Annotated in this window: 24 protein-coding genes; 9 read left to right on the top strand and 15 right to left on the bottom strand. The window is 67.5% G+C overall.

Annotated features, from left to right (window positions below):
• Positions 1-78 precede the first annotated feature (78 nt).
• Positions 79-903, top strand: a complete 825-nt coding sequence (locus TX76_RS15195; RefSeq protein ID WP_049903602.1) for an SDR family oxidoreductase — start codon at positions 79-81, stop codon at positions 901-903.
• A 296-nt stretch (positions 904-1,199) separates the two neighbouring features.
• Here the strand turns inward: TX76_RS15195 and TX76_RS15190 are convergent, their stop codons facing one another.
• On the bottom strand, positions 1,200-2,300 hold the full coding sequence (locus TX76_RS15190; RefSeq protein ID WP_049903601.1) for a pyridoxal phosphate-dependent aminotransferase: 1,101 nt from the start codon (positions 2,298-2,300) through the stop codon (positions 1,200-1,202).
• Positions 2,301-2,593: 293 nt separating this feature from the next.
• Between TX76_RS15190 and TX76_RS15185 the strand changes: the two genes are divergently transcribed.
• The 3 genes from TX76_RS15185 to TX76_RS15175 all read left to right on the top strand — a co-directional run bounded on the left by TX76_RS15185 (position 2,594) and on the right by TX76_RS15175 (position 4,939).
• Complete coding sequence (locus tag TX76_RS15185) at positions 2,594-3,136, top strand: CinA family protein (RefSeq protein WP_049903600.1); 543 nt, start codon at positions 2,594-2,596, stop codon at positions 3,134-3,136.
• A gap of 74 nt (positions 3,137-3,210) precedes the next feature.
• Positions 3,211-3,699 carry a metal-dependent hydrolase gene (locus TX76_RS15180; protein WP_049903599.1) on the top strand — a complete coding sequence of 163 codons (489 nt, stop codon included), beginning with the start codon at positions 3,211-3,213 and terminating at the stop codon, positions 3,697-3,699.
• An 85-nt stretch (positions 3,700-3,784) separates the two neighbouring features.
• Positions 3,785-4,939 (top strand): PGF-CTERM sorting domain-containing protein, encoded by a 1,155-nt coding sequence (locus TX76_RS15175; protein ID WP_049903598.1) that lies wholly within the window; start codon positions 3,785-3,787, stop codon positions 4,937-4,939.
• Between the two features lie 124 nt (positions 4,940-5,063).
• On the opposite strand, the gene TX76_RS15170 is transcribed toward TX76_RS15175, so the two are convergent.
• Together TX76_RS15170 and TX76_RS15165 are read right to left on the bottom strand one after the other, a co-directional pair.
• Positions 5,064-5,819, bottom strand: coding sequence for a PHP-associated domain-containing protein (locus TX76_RS15170; RefSeq protein WP_049903597.1), 756 nt, complete (start codon positions 5,817-5,819; stop codon positions 5,064-5,066).
• 169 nt (positions 5,820-5,988) lie between these two features.
• Positions 5,989-6,576 (bottom strand): type IV pilin N-terminal domain-containing protein, encoded by a 588-nt coding sequence (locus tag TX76_RS15165; protein ID WP_049903595.1) that lies wholly within the window; start codon positions 6,574-6,576, stop codon positions 5,989-5,991.
• A gap of 187 nt (positions 6,577-6,763) precedes the next feature.
• On the opposite strand from TX76_RS15165, the gene TX76_RS15160 reads away from it, so the two are divergent.
• Entirely contained in the window at positions 6,764-7,480 is a 717-nt protein-coding gene (locus TX76_RS15160) for a hypothetical protein (RefSeq protein WP_049903594.1), read from the top strand.
• Between the two features lie 127 nt (positions 7,481-7,607).
• On the opposite strand, the gene TX76_RS15155 is transcribed toward TX76_RS15160, so the two are convergent.
• The 5 genes from TX76_RS15155 to TX76_RS15135 form a co-directional block, all read right to left on the bottom strand.
• On the bottom strand, positions 7,608-8,045 hold the full coding sequence (locus tag TX76_RS15155) for a transcription elongation factor Spt5 (RefSeq protein ID WP_049903592.1): 438 nt from the start codon (positions 8,043-8,045) through the stop codon (positions 7,608-7,610).
• A 1-nt stretch (position 8,046) separates the two neighbouring features.
• Entirely contained in the window at positions 8,047-8,220 is a 174-nt protein-coding gene (locus TX76_RS15150; RefSeq protein WP_049903590.1) for a protein translocase SEC61 complex subunit gamma, read from the bottom strand.
• A 102-nt stretch (positions 8,221-8,322) separates the two neighbouring features.
• Positions 8,323-9,453, bottom strand: coding sequence for a cell division protein FtsZ (gene ftsZ, locus TX76_RS15145; protein WP_049903588.1), 1,131 nt, complete (start codon positions 9,451-9,453; stop codon positions 8,323-8,325).
• Between the two features lie 28 nt (positions 9,454-9,481).
• Complete coding sequence (locus tag TX76_RS15140) at positions 9,482-10,870, bottom strand: D-aminoacyl-tRNA deacylase (RefSeq protein ID WP_049903587.1); 1,389 nt, start codon at positions 10,868-10,870, stop codon at positions 9,482-9,484.
• Positions 10,870-12,222 (bottom strand): sodium:calcium antiporter, encoded by a 1,353-nt coding sequence (locus TX76_RS15135; RefSeq protein ID WP_049903585.1) that lies wholly within the window; start codon positions 12,220-12,222, stop codon positions 10,870-10,872. Before TX76_RS15135 ends, TX76_RS15140 begins: the two co-directional genes overlap by 1 nt.
• Before the next feature lie 318 nt (positions 12,223-12,540).
• Between TX76_RS15135 and TX76_RS15130 the strand changes: the two genes are divergently transcribed.
• The 4 genes from TX76_RS15130 to TX76_RS15115 all read left to right on the top strand — a co-directional run bounded on the left by TX76_RS15130 (position 12,541) and on the right by TX76_RS15115 (position 15,468).
• Positions 12,541-13,338 (top strand): shikimate dehydrogenase, encoded by a 798-nt coding sequence (locus TX76_RS15130; protein ID WP_049903583.1) that lies wholly within the window; start codon positions 12,541-12,543, stop codon positions 13,336-13,338.
• 24 nt (positions 13,339-13,362) lie between these two features.
• Positions 13,363-14,079 carry a helix-hairpin-helix domain-containing protein gene (locus TX76_RS15125; RefSeq protein WP_049903582.1) on the top strand — a complete coding sequence of 239 codons (717 nt, stop codon included), beginning with the start codon at positions 13,363-13,365 and terminating at the stop codon, positions 14,077-14,079.
• A 67-nt stretch (positions 14,080-14,146) separates the two neighbouring features.
• Positions 14,147-15,022, top strand: coding sequence for an aminotransferase class IV (locus TX76_RS15120; protein ID WP_049903581.1), 876 nt, complete (start codon positions 14,147-14,149; stop codon positions 15,020-15,022).
• Between the two features lie 29 nt (positions 15,023-15,051).
• Positions 15,052-15,468, top strand: coding sequence for a Rieske (2Fe-2S) protein (locus TX76_RS15115; protein WP_049903579.1), 417 nt, complete (start codon positions 15,052-15,054; stop codon positions 15,466-15,468).
• 33 nt (positions 15,469-15,501) lie between these two features.
• On the opposite strand, the gene TX76_RS15110 is transcribed toward TX76_RS15115, so the two are convergent.
• The 7 genes from TX76_RS15110 to TX76_RS15080 form a co-directional block, all read right to left on the bottom strand.
• Entirely contained in the window at positions 15,502-15,798 is a 297-nt protein-coding gene (locus tag TX76_RS15110) for a transcriptional regulator (protein ID WP_049903578.1), read from the bottom strand.
• A 342-nt stretch (positions 15,799-16,140) separates the two neighbouring features.
• Positions 16,141-17,943 (bottom strand): flippase-like domain-containing protein, encoded by a 1,803-nt coding sequence (locus tag TX76_RS15105; RefSeq protein ID WP_049903577.1) that lies wholly within the window; start codon positions 17,941-17,943, stop codon positions 16,141-16,143.
• Positions 17,944-18,064: 121 nt separating this feature from the next.
• Complete coding sequence (locus TX76_RS15100; RefSeq protein WP_049903575.1) at positions 18,065-18,334, bottom strand: hypothetical protein; 270 nt, start codon at positions 18,332-18,334, stop codon at positions 18,065-18,067.
• A gap of 427 nt (positions 18,335-18,761) precedes the next feature.
• The gene (locus TX76_RS15095) at positions 18,762-19,187 is read right to left on the bottom strand and encodes an arsenate-mycothiol transferase ArsC (protein WP_049903573.1); all 426 of its coding nucleotides are present in this window, start codon (positions 19,185-19,187) and stop codon (positions 18,762-18,764) included.
• Positions 19,168-20,217, bottom strand: coding sequence for an ACR3 family arsenite efflux transporter (gene arsB / locus TX76_RS15090; protein WP_049903571.1), 1,050 nt, complete (start codon positions 20,215-20,217; stop codon positions 19,168-19,170). The genes TX76_RS15095 and arsB overlap by 20 nt, the downstream gene beginning before the upstream one ends.
• Positions 20,214-20,609 carry a metalloregulator ArsR/SmtB family transcription factor gene (locus tag TX76_RS15085; protein WP_049903570.1) on the bottom strand — a complete coding sequence of 132 codons (396 nt, stop codon included), beginning with the start codon at positions 20,607-20,609 and terminating at the stop codon, positions 20,214-20,216. Before TX76_RS15085 ends, arsB begins: the two co-directional genes overlap by 4 nt.
• A 70-nt stretch (positions 20,610-20,679) precedes the next feature.
• Positions 20,680-22,413 carry a radical SAM protein gene (locus TX76_RS15080; protein WP_049903568.1) on the bottom strand — a complete coding sequence of 578 codons (1,734 nt, stop codon included), beginning with the start codon at positions 22,411-22,413 and terminating at the stop codon, positions 20,680-20,682.
• Between the last annotated feature and the right edge of the window lie 87 nt (positions 22,414-22,500).

Below are 22,500 nucleotides of genomic sequence, written 5' to 3'. Positions count from 1 at the left end.
CTGGCGATCGAGCGTCGCGGCCCTGCGAGCGCGGCAACGAACGGCGGAAGTTAACTACCCGGCCCGAGAGAACCAGATATGACTACGAAGACCGTGTTGATCACCGGCTGCTCGTCCGGCATCGGCCGCGCGACCGCCGAGGCGTTCCGCGACGAGGAGTGGACGGTGTACGCGACCGCGCGCGACGCGGACGATCTGTCGGCGCTCGACGACGTGGGCTGTGAGACCGCGACGCTCGACGTCACCGACGACGAGGCAGTGACGAGCCTGATCGATCGGATCGTCGACGAGACCGGGCGGATCGACTGCCTCGTGAACAACGCGGGCTACGGGCAGTTCGGTCCGATCGAGGACGTTCCCACGGAGCGGGTTCGGAACCAGTTCGACGCCAACGTCTTCGGTCCGCACCGACTGACCCGCGCCGTTCTCCCACATATGCGCGACCGCGGCACGGGAACCATCGTGAACGTCTCCAGCACCGCCGGGCGGTTCGCCACGCCCGCCAAGGGTGTCTACGCGGGCTCGAAATCCGCGCTCGAAGCCATGACCGACGCACTCCGCACCGAGATCGCGGACTACGGCGTCGACGTCGTCGTCATCGCGCCGGGCCCGGTGAACACCGAGTTCGAGGACCGCGCCGCGGACGAACTCGTCGGCCTCGACCGCTCGGGCGCGTACGAGACGTTCTACGACGTCCTCGACGATTCGCGCACCGTCGTCGAAGGTGGCGTCGGCACCGTCTCGCCGACCCTGGTCGCCACCGCGATCGTCGACGCGGCGGTCTCGCCCGACCCGCCCACGCGCTACCCCGTCGGTCCGGTCGCGAGCCTCGCGGAGTACGCTCGCTTCCTCCCTGCCGGTGTCCGAAACCGGCTCTATGGCCTGGTTCGGCGCGTGGTCTGACGGAGTTCTCGGCGGTTCCGGAAGCGGCGAAACGAGTGGTCAGACGCTCGTGGTGCTGGTTCGAGTGGTGGATCCCATCCACCGGACACAACCGTCCGTCCACGAGCCGCGACGGCCACACACCTCCCCAGCCGATTCAACTCCCACTTTTTTGCTTCGTCGGGTTGACTCACTTCGTTCGCCAACCACTCTCTGCTCACGGGCGCTTCGCGCTCGTTCGCACGGCCAGTGGGACGGCAGACCGTCCCGCTCGGCGCAGCCGCACGCCACAGCACCGCAAAACTCGATCAGCACCGTCAGTCGAAAAACCCTGCCAGGCGCTCGGCCGCCGCCTCGACCTCGGGCGTGACGAGCGCGAACCGGAACCAGTCGACACGAGTCTCGCCGAAGGTTTCGCCTGGCATCCCGGCCACGCCGGCCTCGTCGATCAACCGCTGGGTGTTCGCCATCGTGCCCGGGAACCCCGAAAAGCGCGCCATGACGTAGAACGCGCCGTCGGGGGTGGTGTACTCCGCTCCGACGGCGTCGAGCGCGTCGGTGAACGTCGCGACCCGCTCTGTGAGCCGGTCGCGGTTCGCGGCGTAGTACTCGCGATCGGTCGAACGCAGCGCTTCGAGGACGGCGTACTGGGCCGGTCGACTCCCGGTGACGTTCGCGAGCATGTGCCGCGTGCGCGCCGCGTCGCGGAGTGCCGGCGGGAAGATCCCGTACCCCACCCGAAACCCCGTGATCGCCATCGACTTCGAGAAGGAGTTGGTGACGACGCGATGCGCCGAATCGACACCGAGTGCGCTCGCGAACGCGCCCGAGTAATCGAAGTGGTCGTACACCTCGTCGCTCACGAGCACTGCGCCACAGTCCTCCGCGATCGCGACGAGTTCGCCCATCGTGTCCTCGGGATAGACCGCACCGGTCGGGTTGTTCGGCGTGTTGACGACGATCGCGGCAGTATCGGACCCGGCGCGCTCGCGGACGGCGGCGGGATCGAGCTGCCCGTCGTCGGCGACCGGGACGTACCGCGGCGTGCCGCCGAGGAGTTTCGTCTTCCCGGGATAGTAGGGATAGACCGGATCGGTGAGGAGCACTTCCGAGCCAGCATCGCGATCGAGCGCGGCCGCCAGCGCGAGATGGTTCGCCTCGCCCGCGCCGTTCGTGACGACCACCGATTCGGGATCGACGTTTCGCCTGGCGGCGATTGCCTCGCGCAGTTCGGCCACCCCCTCGCTCGGCGGGTACTGGTAGTCAGAACCGCCGAGGTCGGCGTATGCGTGAAGTCCCTCGCCGATGCCAGCGGGGGCCTCCCAGTCGGGGCTGCCGCTCGCCATGTCGATCACGTCGCGGTCGGCGGCCGCCGCGTACTGCATCACCCGGAAGAACTGCGGCGTCTCGTAGTTCATACTCGTGTACTGGCCCGGCCCGTCCTCGGTCTTTCGCCTCGATGCTCCGCCACTCGAATCATTCGAAGACCGTTCGCAGTCTCCAACGTCAGTGCCGATTCGGCGGAGACGAATCACGACGCAGATGAGAGACCGCAGCCACATCCTCCCCAGCCGATTCGCTCCGTTCGCTTCACTCACTCCGCTCATCCCTCGCACGAGTCGCGCGTCTTCGACGCGCTCCCGTGCGCCACCGCCCCTCCAGACGGCACCCGACCACCGACCTCTTGTTCGAGAGGGACGACTGATCGCCCATGACCCAGGAGCCGGACGAACCACCGATCGAGGAACGGCTCGGCGACGCACTCCGGGAAACCGATGCGACGATCGCGGTCGCGGAGTCGTGTACCGGGGGCCTCGTCGGCTCACTGCTCACCGACGTCCCGGGATCGAGCGACTACTTCGATCGCTCGCTCGTGACCTACTCCTCGCGAGCCAAGCGCGCGCTGCTCGCCGTCCCGCGCGAGGAACTCGATGCTCATGGTGCGGTCAGCGCGCCAGTCGCCCGTGCGATGGCGCGTGGCGCACGGGACACGGCCGACACGACGTGGGGACTCAGTACGACCGGGATCGCGGGGCCCGACGGCGGCACCGACGAGAAACCCGTCGGCACGGTCCACATCGGCGTGGCCTATGCGGGCAAGTGGGGATCGGGCGACTCGGTCACGGCCACCGAGCACCACGTCTTCGAGAGATCGCGCCGCGAGGTCAAGCGGAAGATCGGCAGGCGCGCGCTCGCGGCGGTTCTCGAACGCCTCGACGAGCACCGGAGCCCGAACTCGAACGACACGGCTTAACCGACCCCGGTCGTCGCGCTACTCGATGAACGGAACGGGTCGTCGGCGACGATGAGTGAGGTAGTGTCGGAACGATGAACAAGCGAGAGCACGTCATCAACGCGGTCGCGCTGAGCGTCGGGCTCGCGTATCTCGCCCACCCGACGGGTGATGCCACCACCGCGCGCGCGATCGTCGGCTACGCGGTCCCGGTGGTGCTCGGCGCGCTGGCTCCCGACATCGACACCGCGTTCGGGAGCCACCGGAAGACGTTCCACAACCTCGCGACGCTCGGGGTGTTCGTCGGCTACCCGCTCTACTTCGACAACCTCGAACTGGTCTGGATCGGCGTGGCGACCCACTTCGTGCTCGACCTCCTCGGCTCGAAGCGTGGGCTCGCGCTGCTCTACCCCCTCGACAGCGCCGAGTTCGATTTCCCGGTCGGCGTTCGATCGGGGAGTCGGTACGCCACCGGCGTGACGCTTGCCGTCACGGCGGTCGAGCTCGCCATCGCCGCGGCGCTCGTCGCCGAGGCCCCGCGCCGACTGCTCGAAGACGGACTGCGTGCGGCCGGCGTGTTCTGATCGACTCGACGGCGCGCCGACCGGCGATCCGCTCGGCGGTGGAACAGAACAGGTATGGGCCACGCGCCAGTCCACCCCACAAGCGATGGGTTCACCGCAACACGGACACGCCGGAGCGATCGTGATCTGTCTCCTCCTCGCCGCGTCGGTCGCGACCGTCGCGATCGTCGGTCCCGCGAGCGGTCAGACGGACGACGGCCCGGTCCGGATCGACTCGTGCCGGACGATCGTGGACGACGGCCGGTACGTCCTCACCGAGAACATCACGAACAGTTCAAGCGACGTCTGCATCCAGATCATCTCGAGCGACGTGATCTTTGCCGGCAGAGGGCACGTCGTGGACGCTGGCCCGAACGGATCGGGAAGCGTCGGCATCCAGGTCGACAACTCGCTCACCACCCTCTCGAACGTCACGGTGTTCGACGTGAGCGTGACCGACTGGTCGAGCGGAGTGGTCTACCGCGACGCGAACGACGGGGTGATCCGGCGGGTCGACGCGAGCGCGAACGCGCGCCACGGGATCAGACTCCAGGGATCGAGCGACGTTCGCGTCAGGAACGTCACCGCGGTCGGTAACGGCCGATGGAGCCTCTTCGCCACCGGCAACGCCACCGGGATCAGGGGCACGAACCTCACGACCCGCTCGGGGACGGTGTCGTTCACCGCGAGCGACGTCGCACTCACCGGCGTCTCCAATCCGCCGCTCGGGACGGAAAACCGGACGAACGTCGGGCAGTTCGTCGGCGCGGTCGCCACCGGACCGAACGCCTCGCTTCGACTCGTCGTTCCCTACACGGACCGGGCCGTGACACAAGCGAACATCACCGAGGAGACCCTCCGGCTGTGGACGTACAACCGGACGTGGAGCCAGGTTCCCGACCCGAACGCCGTCAACACCAGCCGCAACCGCGTCGTGGCGACCGTTCCCCCCTCGGGGAACGCGTCGGTCCTCGGTCCCCTCGGCGAGACCGCGACGCCAACGCCGACACCCACACCGACGCCGACGCCAACCGCGACGGCAACGCAGACGCCGACCGCGACGACCGTGACCGACACCGCGACCGCCACCCCAACGGAGAGGGCGACGAGTACCGTCGATGAGGCGGACGGAACGAGTCTGACGAGCGGAACCACCACGGACTCCGGCGGCAATAGCGGCGCGTTCGGACCCGGTTTCGGCGTGAGCGTCGCCGTCGCCGCGCTGCTCGGGACCGCCGTCCTCGCGCTCCGGCGTCGGTGATACTGTCGGGGGGAAGTCTTTCGTCGATTTCGCCGACTCGGTCCGGTGAATCCGTTGTTTCGGTTCCCTCCGACAGTGTGACCGAACGGCTCGTTCCTCCCGTCACCACTCCGACGACCATCGATCAGTAGACGGACGACTCGTCGAACCGTCCCCCGTAGAGCGCGTGGCCTGGGTGCGTCGGCGTCTCGCCCGGCAACACGAGTCGGTCGAACTTCCCCCACGAGTTCTCGTAGCCGAGGTGGGCGAACTCCGCCCCTCGCTTCGTCCAGTGGAGCGCACCGTGCCGACGGCGGACGGCGCGCGGCGCACCCTCGGTGAACGCCGCGACGAGATCGGCCTCGGTCTCGATCGGGGCGTCGAACGCCGTCCAGACCTCGCCGACGCTCCCGGGGAGATGGGCGTACGACGAGCCGAATCCCAGGAGATCGAACTCCGTGGCGATCCCGCGCGCCCGGCGGGCGTGATGGGGCCAGAACTTCGCGTTGTCGGTCTCGACGGCGTCGATGGTCGCCTCGTGGCGGCGGATGGCCGCCCTGCCGAGCCCCACGTTCAGGAACTCCGGGTGAGGGATCAGCACGGCCGCTGCCTGGCGGTCGAGCTCGGCCATCGTCGCATCGAGCGCGAGGAAATCGGGTACTGGGTCGGTGAGGCCGAACGCGAGCACGTGCTGACGATTTCGCCACGATCCGGTGAACAGCTCGCGGCCAGGCACCACGAGGAAGTCGTCGTCGGAGAACGCCCTGGCCTTGGCGCGGATCTCGGGGAGTCGAGTGAAGTGCGGTGCGTACACCACGGCGTCGAGTCCGTAGCGCTTGGCCCGACGGACCACGCGCTCGTCGAGGACCTTGACGTGTGCGTCGATGCGGGACTCGCTCACGGCTGACCTACAATGTGGATTCTCGGAGACGGAGGTTAACTCGTTCGACCTGGGGACGCGATCGCGCAGTCGACAGCCGCGTGTCGAGCGAACGGCTCGTCTATCCCGAGCCGTCGTCGATTCCGGCGACGTCCGAGCGCCCGGCCTCGATGGGGGCCGGGGACGGCCGTCAGCCGCCGACCTCGTGCGTCGCGAGCGTCGCCGACCACCCCTCGGAATCGACGTAGACAACCGTGATCGTCGCGCCAGACTCCACGCCGGTCACGCGATACTGCGAGCCGGAGGTCACGGGCGTCGGCTGCCACGATCCCGTGGCGCGATCGCCGTCGACACGAACGGTGAGCGTCGCGGGATCGAGTCGGTCGCCGGCCTGGTGGGTGATCTCCACGGTAGTCGAGCCGGCCCGATCGAACGAGAAGGCGGCCTGCGGGGCGTCGGTGCCCGGGAGCTGGACGAACCCGAACGCGAACGCGCTCGCGATGCCGACGGCGAGGGTCACGGTGACCGCGAGCATCGCGAGGCGACCGATCATCGGATGGAGGCTCGTCCCCGTCCCCCCGCCCCGATCGGCGATCTCGATGGCGTCGGTCCGTCCGAGCTGGACCCCGACGAGAACGTAGCCGGTGAACAGAATCACCCCGACGACGATGACCGGCGACAGAACGACGTACACGACCGCAACCGCGAGGTTCCGCACTCGCTGCCGCGGCCGCATTCCCGGGAGGTAGTCCGCGGGCCCGAGCTCGGACTCGTCCATTCGTGACCGTCTCATCGGTTCGTTCCAACCCTCTCCACAAGAAAGCTTCTACGCCGATCCGGATCCCGTTTCGAGACCGTGACGCTCTCTCGGTGGCGACGTTTCGATGGTCACTGAACGGGATTCCCAACCGATCCACCGTTCGAGCGTCAGAAAGCTTATTCCTGGCTACTCTGTGTGCTGAGATATGAGCGGCAAACGTCCGGTGACCGGACGACGGGCGTTTCTCGTGCTCGGCGCGAGTGCGGTTCTCGCCGGCTGTACGCAAACGAGTAGCGGCGGGAATTCGAGCACCACGACAGCGATGCGGGACGAAGAACCAACATCGAGTTCGTCGGCACCGACGGCGATGCGGGACGAGGAACCGACGTCGAGTTCGCCAGCATCGACGACAACGCCGGATCGAACGTCGACGAGGAGTCCACAACCGACGGCGACCTCGAACGTCACGACACCGAACGCGACGCCGACGCGGGAGACGGAACGGGAGGGAACGGACGGCGGTTTCGTCGAAATCCGTTCGAACGACAGCTTCCCACAGACGACGGTGCGTGTTACCGGCAGCGACCCGTCGACCGATGGGTCCGCGACGATACTCGTCTGGAACGACGCCGAAACCGCTCGACGGATACGAGTTGCCGTCGCCAACCGGAACGCCGGGACGTCGCCACTCCAGAAGACGTATCGGATCGAAGCCGACGCCTACGTCGAAATCACGGTCACGAAGTCAGGCGCATACACGCTCGACGTCGGTGTCGACGGCGACGAACCCGCGACCATCGACTTTCCCGTCGACACCTGCAACAGCCGCAGGATCAACGTTGCCATCGGACGGGATGGAACGGTGGACTTGGCGTGGCTATCGACCGCGGTGGGCTGTCCGACGGTCACCACAACCGGGTAAGCGGGACGGTCCCTGGACGGCGAACGACAGAGCGAAGTTCAACACTACTCGCAAAATTTAGTACAAAACTACCTGCGACCTCGCTGTGCTCGGTCACAGTGAACCGCCTCGCTGCGCTCGGCGGATGCTATCGCTCTTCGGAGTCGAGCACTCGGATCTGATCGCCCCGAACCGTGACGGGGATCGGCACCGTCGCCTCGTAGAGTTCGACGGTCACCTGGTCCTTGCCCTCGTCGATACGCTGGACCTGAGCCTTCTCGCCCTTGAACGGGCCGGCGATGAGCTCGACGATGTCGCTTTCGGCGATCCCCTCGACGTCGGGTTTCGGCGAGAGGAAGTGTTCGACCTCCGCGATCGAGGACTCGCCCGGCACGAGGTTTCTGGCGTGGGGGATCTCGTCGAGCACGCGTTCGAGGATCGCGTGGTCGTCGGCCTCGACCATCACGTAGCTGGTGAGCGAGTCGGGCGCGAGCGCGGCGTGGATGTCGTTTTCCTCGCGGTTCATGATCATGTCCGCCACCGTGCGCTCCTGGCTTGCGGTGGTCTTCACGGCGTACATGCTCATCTCAGACCCCTCCCGGCAGGAAGCTCATCACGAGGAAGATCAGGAAGCCGAGCAGGCCGACGAGGAGGATCCCCGCGCCCGCGATCAGCGCGATCTGTGAGAACTCCTCCCAATCCGGGGTGCTGGCGAGCTTCAACACCCGTGTGTAGCTGCTGAGTTCGTATTTGACGTCCATTTGAGCGAGCGTAGCAACCCGAGGGGTTTCTATCTTGTGACACCGAACGGACGGTCGACCGTCGTCGAGGCCGCCGCCGGAACCGTGCCGCGGTCGTGGGACCTACTCCACGTAGTCGATGTCGTCGTCGACTCGGCCGGTCTCGTCGGCGAGGTCCGACTGGCCGTAGATCTGGGGCGACTCGACGCCCGTGACCACGATCATGGTCTCCATCGTGCCGCTGAAGCTCTCGTCGACCGACGCGCCCCAGATGATCCGCGCGTCGGGATCGATCCGGTCGTAAATCTCTTCGACGACGCCCTCGGCCTCCTCGATCGACATGTCGGGACCGCCGACCACGTTCACCAGGGCGGAGCTCGCGCCCTTGAACTCCACGTCCAGGAGGGGCGAGCGCAGCGCCGACTGGATCGAGTCGCGGGCCTTGTTCTCCGAGTCGGACTCGCCGAGCCCGATCATCGCGACGCCGCCGTTCTCCATCACGGTGCGAACGTCGGCGAAGTCGACGTTCACCAGTCCGGGTTTGGTGATGAGCTCGGTCATCCCCTTGACCGAGCGCATCAGCACTCGATCGCAGATCGTGAAGGCGTCCTGAAGCGGGAGGTTCGGCGCGTATTCGAGCAGCCGGTCGTTCGGGACGACGATCACGGTGTCCGACACCGCTCGCAGCCGTTCGAGCCCCGCGTCGGCGTTCGAGCGCCGGCGCTCGCCCTCCGCGGTGAACGGGATCGTGGCGATCGCGATGGTGAGCGCGCCGGCCTCTTGGGCGGCCTGGGCGACCACCGGGGCCGCACCGGTGCCGGTACCGCCGCCGAGTCCTGCGGTCACGAACACCATGTCCGAGCCGTCGATCGACTCCCGGATGTCGTCGATCGTCTCGCGCGCGGCCTCCTCACCGATTTTGGGTACTGAGCCCGCACCGCGCCCGCCGGTGCGCTCGCGGCCCATCAGGATCTTGGTGTCGGCATGGACCTGCTCGACGAGGTGCTGGGCGTCGGTGTTGGCGGCGACCAGCTTCGCGCCGTGGATGCCCTCCTCGTCCATCCGCGTGACGGTGTTCGACCCCGCGCCGCCACAGCCGACCACCGTGATCTGGGTCTTGAGATCGTCGACGACCCCGGCGAGCTCCTCGTTGGTCATCGTCCCCGCCTCTCGCTCGCCCGCTGGTGTCTCGCGACCGTCGCGCCCGTCGCTCGACTCGCTCTCGTCGATGGCATCCTCGATGATCGAATCCATTTACCACCGCATGACGCACGGCGGCTATTTATCTTTCCCCTTCTGTCCGACGCGTGTCACGCCCGTCGAGCGGAAATCGACGTTCCTGCTGTGTGTGGACCGTCGCGGGATCGACCGTCTCGCCGTCGACCCTGACCGCCTCCCCCGCCGCCAGGCGACCGAACGCCGGGCCCTCCGACACACCCGCGTCGCGTGCCGCCACGGGGTCGAACGCCGTCTCGCGTGCCACCAGCGCCCCCTCACGGCGTTCGACGGTCTCGTACTCCCCGTCGAGAACGTCGGCGAGCGCGTCGACGATCCCGGCGAGGTCGTCGGCGTCTCGAAGGGTGACCTCGCCGGCGAGCCGCGAGCCGCCGTGGTCGGTGTCGAACGCGACCGCGCGACGCTCGACCGCCGCCCGCGCCGTTTCGGGGTCGATCCCCTCGGCCTCGTCGAGGAGTGCCGCCGGCAGCGAGACGGTCACGATCTCGTCGCCCGCCTGGCCGGCCGCACGCGCACGGTCGCCGAACCGGAGCCCGGCATCGATCGGCCCGATCGCCTTCTCGACCCGCGAGACGAGGTCGAGCGGGACGCCCGCCGTCTCGCGGAGCCACGTTTCGGTCACGACCTCGTGGCCGAGGTCCTCGATCGCGTCCGTCAGCGCGGGCCGGTCGCCCTCGACGAGCGCGCGGGTCGCGCCGCTCCGCTCGAACGCACGCCGGAGCACGTCCACGCTGTCGACGGGATCGCCCATCGCGTCGAGCCCCCAGTCCGCACCGATGTGGCCGACCGCCCAGTCGGTCTCGCGGACCACGCGCTCGAACCGGGGGACGTAGTGGCCGCCGCCGAAGCCCACGATCCGGCGCTCGCGGTGCGGCGCGACGCCACGGAGGTCGAGGATCGCCCGGGCGACCGCTCGCGCCCCCTCGGGGTCGTCCCACTCGGCGGCCGAACTCCCCAGCTCGACGAACATCGAGGGCGCACCCACGTCGGTGGGGCCGTGGTGGGTACACTCCATCCCGACGTCGTACCCCGATGGGGCGTGCTCGGAGAGCGCGTCGAGCACGCGAGCCTGGGCGTTCGCACAGGTGGAAGCGAACGCGCCGTCCGCACCCCCATGATCGGCGGGGCCGAAGTTGCCGGTGTGGTGGGCGGTCAAGAGGGGACCAGTGTCGCCAGCGTGTTTCGAGGCGAACACCACGGAGGCGGGGTCGACGAAGGCGTCGGCGACACCTTCGAGGTCGAGATGGAGGCCGTCGAACTCGCGGAGTTCAAAGCCCGACGTTCGATAGACCGCCCCGCCGCCCGCGGCGTCGGAGCGAGTGTCGTCCACGGTGTGCTCCCAGTCGGCGAGATCGAGCAGTTGCTCGCCGATGTGGACCGATGCGGGGTCGGCACGACTGACGACGATCCCACAGGTCGCGTCGTCGTCCGCCATCAGTCCGCGCGCTCGGGCTGACTGGTGGTGTCACCGACCGCTTCACGGGCGTTGGAGGCCGTCCGATCGAAGAGTTCGCGGACGCTCTCGTGGCGCTTGACGAACAACCCAGCGCCGAGAACGAGATAGACGACGGTGTAGGCGTACAGGATGGTGATGCTGATGTTCGTCGCGGTCGGCTCGCCAACGGTCTGGATCACGTAGAACTCCGCGATGACCTGCGAGGCGAACAGGACGAGCAGCGCGACCGCCTCGCGGGCGCTGATCTCGAAGTTCGCCAGAATGGCGAGCGCGAAGAAGCTCTGGGCGGCGGTGATCCAGATCTCGGCGACCTGTTTCTCGTCGATCGGCAGTCCGCCGATGTGGCCGGCCGCGATCGAGTAGACCACCGCGAGCGTTCCGATGAGCAGCGTCCACTGGTTGAGCTTCGAGGAGATCAGCGCGTTGAACCCCGCGGTCGAGCGCGCCTTGTTCACGAGGTAGGCGACGACGATCAGCTCCGGACTCTCGCTCGCGAGCGGTGCGAGCCACTGGATCATGAAGAACTCGGGGATGCCGTACTGGAGGCCCAACTCCTCGAGGCCGACGGCGAACGGGTGGACCGCGATGTAGATGGCCACTCCCGAGAAGGCGAACAGGAAGAGCACGACCGCGATCCGGGGCACCTTCGGATACTCCTGGAAGTACGCGGGCACGCCGACGTTCTCCTCGGGTTCCTCGACGTCACCCCGGATGATGATGCCGATGTAGAGCACGTAGAGGCCGACGAGGACGAGCGTATCCGCGATCCCGATCGTGCCGCCGAGCGGGACGAAGAACGCGAACGCCGTGGCCGCGAGCAGGAAGGCGATCTCGAGCGCGATCTCGCGGTCGAGCGTGACCACGTCGGCGAGGAGCCCCGAGCGCTCCTCGACCGCCTCGTCGCCCGAGCGCTTCGCCCGGTAGATGGTGAACAGCGCGATGCCCGACCACCCGATCCCGATGAGGATCCGGTTCGCGCCGGTCATGTTCGCGATCGCGAGGCTCGCCGACCCGCTCTGGCCGGAGCCGGCCTGCCACGCGTAGAGGGCGTCGACGGCGTACTCGGGGGCGACCGCGAGCACCGCCAGCACCGCGATGGCGAAGGCGGTCGGGACGTCCTTTTCAGCCGTCTCGGCCCCCCAAGCGAGCAAAAACGCCGCACCGAGGATCGCGGCCCCACCGACGAGCACCGCCATCAGGGGTGTGATGTTCGCGCCCGGCGGAGCCGGGGTGAGATGGAACCCGTGCGTCACGAACAGCGCGATGAACGGCACCGTCAGCAACAGCGCCACGGCGACGGCGGCGAGTGGATGGCGAAGACGGTCGAGCATTGGTTCTGAAACCGCGAGGCACGTACCTATCTCTTTTGCTGTCGGTCGCCAGACGGTCGGTTCCAGCCAACTCTCTCCACCATTCAGTTCGTCATACCTACACTCTACTTTAGCCCGTGACTTCGGTTGGTGGCTCGCAGCTCTGGTCTGGCCCGACCTCGGTTCCAAGGGAGCGCTCGGGGTGTTCGGGTTCGGGGCCTTCTTCGGAATCTTGGGTCTCGTACTCGCCGGAGTGTGGTTCAGACGGCTCCGCTACGCCTGAACTGTTCCGAGCCTGTGCCCGGAGGGTTTTAACCACGTGTCGCCGTCGGCAGCGACATGCAGGTGTTCGGCCTGGTCGGCAACCCCGTCGGCCACTCGCTGTCGCCCCCGATGCACGAGGCGGCCTACGAGGAGTGCGGGATCGACGCACGGTACGTGGCGTTCGAGCCCGATCCCGACGATCTCGAAGCGGCCATCGAGGGCGCGCAAGCGCTCGGGATCGATGGGCTGAACGTCACAATCCCGTTCAAGCGAGATGTCCTCGATCTCGTCGCGCCCGACGATCTCGCGGCGCGGATCGGCGCGGTCAACACGGTCGATTTCGGTGGTCGGAAACCGACGGGCCACAACACCGACGCCGCCGGCGTGAAGCGGGCGTTTGCCCACCACGACGTGTCGCTCGACGGACGTGCGGTCGTCGTCGGTGCCGGCGGGGCGGGCCGGGCGGCGGCGTTCGCGCTCGCCGACGCCGGAGCGACGGTCGCGATCGCCAATCGCACCGTGGAGAGCGCACACGCCCTCGCCGACGAGATCGACGGCGCGGACGGACACGGACTCGACGCGCTCGGATCGCTCGTCCCCGACGCCGATCTGCTGGTGAACGCCACGAGCGTCGGAATGGATGGCGACGAGTCGCCAGTCCCTTCCGAAACTCTCCACACGGATCTCGCCGTGCTCGACGCGGTGTACTCGTCGATCGAGACGCGACTGCTGCGCGAGGCCGCGGTGGCGGGCGCGAGGACGATCGACGGCGGGTGGATGCTGCTGTACCAGGGCGTCGCGGCGTTCGAGCAGTGGACCGGTCGGGACGCGCCAGTGAACGCGATGAACGGAGCGCTTCGGGCACGTATTTAAGTCCCGGGGGAGATAGCATCACCCATGACGCTGCTGGATACCATCAAGTCGATGCTCGGTATCGACGATCGGGACTCGGGCGACGAGCGGTCGAACGACGACCGCGGCGGCGTGACGGTCGAACACGAGCCGGGCGACCACGATTCGGGGGCGAGCCCGGAGACGGGTTCCGAGGACGCGGTGAAGGGAACGGACACGAGTGGGGCGGGTCGCGAGGAGAGCGACGCCGAAACGGACGAACCGGCGGCCGCCGGGGCCGACGCCGCGGGCTCGACCGAATCGATGGTCGACGAGGACGCCGAGGGCGGCGCGGAGCCAGGCGAGGTGACGGGGCCGACAAGCGACGACGCCGAGCCGTCCGAACCCACGGACGACACCCCCTCGACCGATGTCGACGAGGAAACCGGTGTCGACGACGCCGACGAGAGCGCCGCGGCCGGCGGTGACGCGGCGGGATCGACCGGCTCGATCACCGAGGAGACGAACGACTCGATCTCGGCGGCCGAGGACGCCGAGGCCGCGGGTCCGACCGGGGCGGACCCGACCGGCGATACCGCAGAGCAGGACGTGGACGTGCTCAAGGGGATCGGACCCTCGTACGCCGAACAGCTCGAATCCGCTGGCGTCGAGACCGTCGCCGACCTCGCCGACGCCGATCCCGAGGAAGTGGCCGACGAAACCGACATCTCCGCAAGCCGGCTCGATCGCTGGACCGAACGCGCGAAGGCTCGCCGGCAGTAGTCGGCGTGCGAGCCGTCACGACGCGGCACTCCGGGCGGTACGGAGTACTCCGGCGAGGAGGCGACGGATGAAGTATCACGTCGACGGCGACCTCGTGCCCGTCGAGGAGGCGAGCGTGAGCGTCCGCGACCGAGGGTTTCGCTACGGCGACGCCGCGTTCGAGACGGTCCGCGCCTACGGTGGTTCGATCTTCGAGTGGGACGCCCACGAGGCACGGCTCCGCCGGACCGCCGAGCAGTTGGGGTTCGGCGACGTAGTGCCCGACGACCTTCGTGAGCGGGTTCGGGAAACGCTTGCCGCGAACGATTGCGGCGAGGCGTACGTCCGGCTGTCGGTGACTCGTGGGGCGGGGATGGGGCGACTCACGCCCGCGCCGGACGTCGATCCAACTGTAGTAATCATCGTCGAGGAACTCCCGCGGGGCGGTCTCACTGGCGAGTCGGTGTGGGACGGGCCGGCGACGGTGCAGACGGTGAAGACCCGCGCGGTGCCCGACGCGGCGGTGCCGAGCGACGCCAAGACCCACAACTACCTCGACGGGATCCTCGCGCGGCTCGAACTCCGGCGGGCGGCGAACGAGGCGTATCGAGCCGACGAGGCCTTAGTGCGCGACGCCGAGGGGAATCTCACGGAGGGCGCGACGAGCAACGTCTTCTTCGTCGACGACGGGACGCTCAAGACGCCCAGCACCGACGGGCCACTACTCGACGGGATCACCCGAGCAGTCGTGCTCGATCTCGCCGCCGACGAGGAGTTTCCCGTCGAAACAGGACAGTACACGACCGCCGCCGTTCGCGAGGCCGACGAGGCGTTTCTCACCAACACGACGTGGGAGCTCCGACCGATCGCGCGCGCCGACGGGGTCGCAGTCGGCGACGGACCGATCACGCGATTGCTCTCGCGGCTGTTCGACGAGCGCGTCGAGCGAGCGCATTACGAGTGATTCAAACCCGAAGCGGACGCACGGCCGGCATGGACGCTGCGAGCCGGATCGCCGCCCTCGACGAGGTTCCCGACGACGACACGCTCCTCTTCACGATCCGCGATGGGTTCGACCGTGAGGAAGCGATCCTGACGAAGCTCGCGGACGGCGTCGCGGCGTACCGGAACCACTGCCAGCACTGGACCGACGTCAGACTGGATTCGGGCGATGGCGCAGCGATGCGCGACGGCGAACTCCTCTGTCAGCGCCACGGCGCGCTGTTCGAGCAGGCGACGGGCTACTGCACGACCGGCCCCTGTGAAGGAGCGACACTCGAAACCGTCGGCGTCACCGTGGAGAACGGGACGATCTACCTCGACGAACCCGACTACGAGTTCGAGAAGCTCGGGCCGTCGGGCGAGCACGACCTCTCCTCGCGCGGGCGGATCGACTTCTCCGGGACCTGAAACCGCTTCTGGAACCCGTTCGCGGCACTCGCTTCACTCGATCCGGAAGAGCGGCTCCTCGATCGATTCGCTCCGGCACTCGGGACACCGCGAGGGGCGGTTCGCGTGGTCGTCGAACGCAGCAAACCCGCAGTCGCGGCACTCCGGCGGGGCGACGAGGAGCTGTTCGTCCTCGGTTTCGAGCGACTGGGCGATGTGCTCGACGTGTTCCAGCGCCGCCTCGGTCGTGATCGCGAACTCCTCGGCCAGCATGCCAGGCGGTGCCGTTTCGCCGCGGAGGAACTCCGCGATCCGTTGGCGCGTCGTCGCATCCTCGTCCGCTTCGCGCATGACCGTCCTCTGAACGCGATCGATAAAAACGATTCCCGGTTTCGGGCTGGTGTGACTCGCGGCTGGCGGCCGCGGTGCGGCGGTGCGGTCTTGGCGTCCTGCGGTCGTTCCGCGACCGCAGGGCTCAGGAGAGCAAAGCTCTCCTGGCGGATGAAGGGCGAGCGACCGAACGAAGTGAGGGAGCGAGGGCTTCGGCGGTGCTGTGCGGTTGCGGAAGGTGCAAGCTGTTGTACCGCGAGCGACCGAAGGGAGCGAGCGGGAGTTTTTAGTCCAGGTTTTTGGAAGGGGTTCGAGGGAGCGAGCGACGCGAGCGACCGAGGACCCCTTGTAAAAAAGTGGGTTTCATTCAGTCGGCGTCGTTTCGACGTCGCGACCCTCCTCGACGGCGGTGGTGAGCGAGACGTTGAGCACCAGCATGGCGGCCACCCCGCCGATGACGGTGACGACGTTTTTGACGGCGTGATCGACGATGGCCGCGCCGAGCGCGATCGGGGGAGCGACCGGTGTGAGTCCGACCACGAGCAGGCTGAACGCGCCCTCGTAGAGGCCGATGCCGCCGGGCGACAGCGGGAGCACCTTCGCGAGATTGCCGACGCTCACGGCGAAGAAGCCGACCGCGACGAGCGTCGTGAGCGGCAGCGAGACGTCGAACGCGGCGAACACGAGGAGTGCGGTCACGACGTCGAGCGTCCAGATCAGGAGGCTCGTCGTGCCGATGCGGGCGAACGCGCGTCGGTCGTTCGCGACCGACTGTACGTCGCCGACGAAGCGTTCGATGACGCCCGCGACCCGATCGGCGTACGCGTCGGTGCTGAAGCGGCGGATCCCGCGACGGACGAGGTTCCGATCGGAGCGCGCACTGGCGACGATCGCGGCCACCGCGACGATCGCCGCGAGGCCGACGCCGCTGGCGACGAGCACGGCGACCTGGCCACTCTGTGGCCCGTCGGCGACGGTCGCGCCGAGCCCCGAGAGGCTGGTGATCCCGGTGGCGGCGAGGCCCATCAGGACGACGCCGGCGAGCAGGGTGATGGTGAGGAGGTCAAACACGCGCTCGACCGCGAGCGAGGCGAAGCCCGTGGGGTAGGGCACGCGCCGGCGGGTCTTGACGACGTACGCCCGGACGGCGTCGCCCGCCCGTGCCGGGAAGACGAGGTTCCCCGTTTGAGAGATGAACACCGCGCCCGTGAGGAAGCCGACGCCCTCGGTGAACCCCAGCTCGTCTAAGATGTCGCGGTAGCGCGCGCCACGGACCGGCCACGAGAGCACGTAGACGAGCGCGGCCGCGGCGACGAGCATCGGGTCGGCCGCGCGCATCTCTTCGAGCACGGTCCCGACGTCGAGATACTGGGTCATCAGCCCGACCGCGAGGATCGTGAGGAGCGTGCCGGCGACGAGCGTCACGCGGCGCGTGATCCGGGGCGCGACGTCGAGCTGCCACCACGTCCGCAGAACGGCGCTTCCCATCCCGAGCACGTCCCGGACGAAGTCCACTTTCGTATCGCCCTTTGGCGTCCACGCCACCGGGAACTCCTCGACCCGGTAGCCCGCACGCTGGGCGCGCACGAGGAGTTCGGTGTCCCAGAACCAGTGCTCGTCCTCCACGTCGTCGAGCAGCGCTTCGAGGACCGCGCGATCGAACGCCTTGAATCCGCACTGGTGGTCGTGGACCGATGAGCGGAGGAAGAGCCGCACGAGCCCGTTGTAGGTGCGACTCGGCACGTCGCGTTTCGCGGGGCGGTCGGCCTCGCTCGCCGCGAGCAGCCGCGAGCCAGTGGCGATGTCCGTCTCTCCCGACCGGACGCTCTCGACGAGCTCCTCCAGATGGCGCATATCGGTCGCGAGGTCGGTGTCGAAGTAGACCAGGGTCTCGCCCGCCGCCGCGCGGAAAGCCCGTTCGAGCGCGCCGCCGCGGCCGAGCCGGTCGTCGCTGTGGACGTGTCGCACGCGATCGTCCTCACGGGCGAGCCGGGCGGCGATCTCGGGTGTGTGATCGGTGCAGCCGTCCTCGGCGACGAGCACCTCGAAGCTCCCCACCGGCAGGAACCCTCCGAGCGCATCGAGGGTCATCTCGACCGTGTTTTCGATCGTCGCGGCCTCGTCGTAGGCCGGCAGGACGACGCTCACCTCGACCCCACGACTCATTGGCTCGACTGCGCCAGCCACGGACAAAGCCCTTCTGGGTCGTGGTTCGGGCGTCAATCGCTCGTCGTGGATGTGGCCCGCACGAACGAAGCGATTGCCTGTGACGAACAGCGATTCCCCGTCAAGACTCCGTCCCCGTTGGGAAAGCGCATCCTGCGTTCGTGGAGGTGTACACCCGATATCGCTCGCCGTCTCTCGTCACGATACGCGACGTCCGCCCGTCCGAGTAGCTGAACTCGGGCGGTTTCTCCGATTCGTCGTAGATGAACAGTGTTCCGTCTCGCTTCCGCGCCTCATCGAACACTTCCTTACCCTCCGGAGAGAGTTCGCCGTAGCTCAGCGGTGGTTCCGTCGGAGAAACGGGCGTCGTGATCGCGACGACTTGGTGCATTAGCGGGCAGGACCCGATCGTCCGGGTAGCTGAGGCACCATCCCCTCGTTTCGTTGTAGTCTCGCTATCGGCAGCTGTAGTCTTTGTGATCGTTGCGTCCTCGGTGGAAGCTGTGGTGGTCGTTGCCGTCTCCGTGGGGGCCTGAGCACTGCTACCCGCAGTAGCCGCTGGTGTTTCCGTGCTTGCTGGCTCGGTAGTTCCGCTATCCGTCGGACCGGGCTCTGATCCGGATGTGTCGCTACCGACACAACCAGCAAGGAGGCTGAAACCGACGGTGCTCCCGGCAATAAAAGTACGCCGTTTCATGTATGGTAACACGACCGAGGAGGGGGGTGTAGTATATGTTTTGTGGTAGTACGGAAAGTCCGACGATCCGCAACGTTTCGCGGTCGGACAACAGTCGAATCGAGCGTCATAAAATCGGGACTCAGTCGTCGACCTCCTCAAACAGCGCCACGACCCGCCGTTCGATCTCGTCGCGGATGGCGCGCACCCCCTCAATGTCGGCCTCACCCGGATCGTCGAGTGCCCAGTCACGGACGTCGACTGACGACTCGGCTCCCTCGATGTCGAGCGTCGAACAGCCCATCGTGGCGACCACGTCACACGAGCGCAGTTCGTCGTTCGTGATCCGGCGCGGCGTGCGATCGGCGAGGTCGAAGCCCACCTCATCCATCGCCGCGACGACGGGCTCGTGAACCCGGTCTGCCGGGCGAGTGCCGCCCGTCACGATCTCGAAACCGTCGAGCCCGCGCCGCTCGCGTTCGGCGAATACGGTCGCCATCTGCGAGCGCCCGGCGTTCCGAACGCAGACGAACCCCAATCGGGTAGTCTCAGTCGGCGGCAACGCCACCCACCTCCCCCGCCTCGGGGAACAGCCGGTCCCTCGTCGCGAGCGCCACCCGGACGAGCGCGAGCATCACCGGGACCTCGATCAGCGGGCCGACCACAGTCGCGAGCGCGACGTTGCTCCCGATCCCGAAGACGGCGACCGCGACCGCGATCGCGAGTTCGAAGTTGTTCGACGAGGCAGTGAACGCCACGCTGATGCTCTCGGTGTAGTCGAACCCGAGCACCAAACTCGCGCCGTAGGCGAGCGCCCACATCCCCACGAAGAAGATCAGCAGTGGCGTCGCGATCAACACGATCTCCTCGGGGTTGTTCACGATGTACTCGCCCTTCAGCGCGAACATCACGACGACGGTGAAGAGTAGTCCGAGAAGTCCCAGAGGACTGATTCGTGGGACGAACCGCTCGTAGTAGGTGTCGCGGCCGACCGTCCGGAACGCGAGCTTCTGGACGAGGTAGCCGAGCAGGAGGGGAAGTCCGAGGAAGACCCCGACCATCTGGGCGACGAGCGCGATGTCGACGTCGATCCCCGTCCCCCGAAGCACGGTGAGAAAGAGGAAGGCATAGGGAACGAAGAGGGCGATCTGAAGCAGACTGTTGACCCCGACACAGACCGCACAGAGTTCCTGATTGCCGGCGGCGAGCTCGTTCCAGATGAGTACCATCGCGATGCAGGGCGCGATTCCGACGAGAACGAGACCGGTGACGAACTCGGGACGCCCACCCAGAACGGTCACCGCGAGTCCGTACATCACGAACGGGGCGATCAGCCAGTTGCACACGAGCGTGAGGCCGATCTCGCGCCGTGCGGTGCGTGTCACCCGCGGGATCCGTTCGTAGTCGATCTCGGCCATGATCGGGAAGATCATCACGAACAGGCCGACGGCGATCGGGAGGCTGGTGCCGTGCCACGTGATCGCGTTCAGCGCGTCGGCGACCCCAGGGACGAATCGGCCGAGCCCGACGCCGAGGACCATCGCCGCCCCGATCCAGAGGGTGAGGTAGCGATCGAGCGCGCCGAGGTCGTCGCTCATCGCTCCCTCGTAGCGTCGAGCGCGGCGAGCACCCGCTCGGCACGAGAGGTGCTCTCGTAGTACCGCCACTTCCCTCGCCGGTCGCGCGAGACGAGCCCAGCGTCGACGAGATCCGAGAGCGCGTGGCTGACCGCGCTCTCGCTCACGTCAACGAGGGGCTGGAGCTCACAGACACACAGCGCGCCGTCGGCGGTCGCGAGGAGGCGCGCGATCCGATGGCGAGTCTCGCTGCCGAGCGCCGCCATCGTTCTTCGATCCCTGTCGCGACGGTCGGTGCTCGCCCGCTCGGCGAGCGCATCGAGCTCGTCGAGCCGTCGTTCGACGTCTTCTTCACAGCACTCGCCGATCTCGTCGGCGATCAACCGTTGAAGTCGATCGGTGGTCGCGGCCATCGTACGAACGATTGCAAAGACGTTCAAGTAACTGTTTCGGGACGAGTCGTCCTCGGCAACCAGCAGAAAATCAGTCCGCGCCTTCGGGCGTACGCGCCGTCGTGAATCCTGGGAGGTCGATCCCGAGCGTCGCCGCGGCCTCGTCGGTCGATTCGTAGGGCCGGTTCACCACCAGACTGCCGGCGCGCTGGTCGCCGAGTCCCGGTAGTGCTGCGAGTTCGTCCATCGAGGCACGGTTGAGGTCGAGCGGCGCGGGCATCCCCGACACCGACCGGTAGCCGTGATCCGTGATCGCGATATCCACTACCCGCCCGAGTTCGCGCTCACCCGGAATGGCGACCAACAGCGGATACGTTCCGAGCTGTCGCCCGAACGTCCGGCCGTCCTGGTGGTATTCGAGGTGAACGTCCGGCAGCACGGTTCCTGAGGGTGCGACCCGCTTGAGCATCGGGTTGTCGATCTCCTCGCGCACCTCTTTTTTGTACTGTTTGAACAGCTTCTTGTGGTCGTCGGCGATCTGCGCGCCGGTGTCGCTCATTTCGGTTCCGTCGAAGGCCATCACCTGGCGGATGTTGATCCGGCGGAGTAGGAGGCCGGCGTCGTACACCCGCTGAAGGAACTGTTTATTGCGTTCGTACGTCTTCTCACGCTCGCCCTTCAGCCCGTGGAGCAGGTTGATCCCGGGGAGGAGCTTCGGGAGACGGTCGGCGGCGTCCGCCCCGTACGTCGGTGCAGCCGAGCGGTCCTCGCCCGGCCGCCAGCCTGCCTCCTCGTTGACGATCTCCACGGCGCGGAAACACTCGTCGGCGGTGACGTTGAGATCGTTCGCCTCCTGAACCTGGGGATCGGCGCTTTCGAGCCCGAACGCGGCGGTATCCCCCGGAGTGTTGTGCTCGGCGATGATCCTGAGGCCCTCCCGCGAGTCCTCGGGCCACCGCACGATCGTGACCGGGTTGATGTTGTCGAGGTGGAGGGTTTCGAGATTCGGTGCGACCTCGCGGATACCACCGTAGAGGTCGCGGAGCGCGTCGGGGTTCGGGGCCTCGCCGTCGCCGCCGTACGCGAGAATGTCCGCCTGGCGACCCAGCCGGAAGTGCCGCGCACCCCGATCGGCGAGCGCGTCGACCTCGCTCACGACCGACGGGGGCGGGCGGAAGGAGGGATTGCCGTAGAGCGGCTCGGTGCAGAACGAACACCGGTACGCACAGCCCCGGGAGGTTTCGAGCTCGCAGATCAAGTAGTTCGGATGGTTGGGGTGCTGTTCGACCACGAACGCGCCCTCGCGAGCCCACTGCGTGACCTCCTCGACATCGCGCATTCGGTCGCCGAACCCCTCTAACCCATTGACGACGAGATCGTGGGCCGCGGCCTCGACGTCGCCTTTCGCCACGAACTTGAAGTCCAGATCCGATCGCTCGGTCTCGGTCGCACCGGCGTTCTCCTCGCCGACGCCGAACTTCACCGGGCCGCCCATCAGGCTCGTGCCTTCGGCGGCCCACGCGATCTCCCGCACTTCGTCGGGTTCGGCCGGCGTCCCGCCGACGTAGCTCCCAGGAACGGTCATTCCGCCGAGGTAGATCATGAGGTCCGCGTCGGCCACGTCACGCCACTTGTTCCGTTCGTCACGGAGTTCGTCGATCGTGTGGTAGGTGATTCGCTCTTCGGGAACGCCCGCGTCCACGAGCGCGCCGGCGGTGAATCGGGGATAGGTGGAGATGTACGGCGGGACCCCGAAGTGGGCGGGTTCGTCGACGTACCCATCTACGAGGGTCACGTCGAGAGTGGCTGGATCGGGCGCAGTCATGGCCGTTCGTTCGGTCTCGGGGCGTAAAAACTCGGCTACACGTAGATGTGGCCTCGGGTGGACGTCTCTTCTATCGACGGTAGGTTC

The sequence above is a fragment of the Halococcus agarilyticus genome (assembly GCF_000334895.1).
In the GTDB taxonomy this organism is placed as follows: Archaea; Halobacteriota; Halobacteria; order Halobacteriales; family Halococcaceae; genus Halococcus; species Halococcus agarilyticus.
The sequence above is the reverse complement of the archived record's forward strand: the minus strand, read 5'-3'. Positions and strand labels throughout refer to the sequence as shown.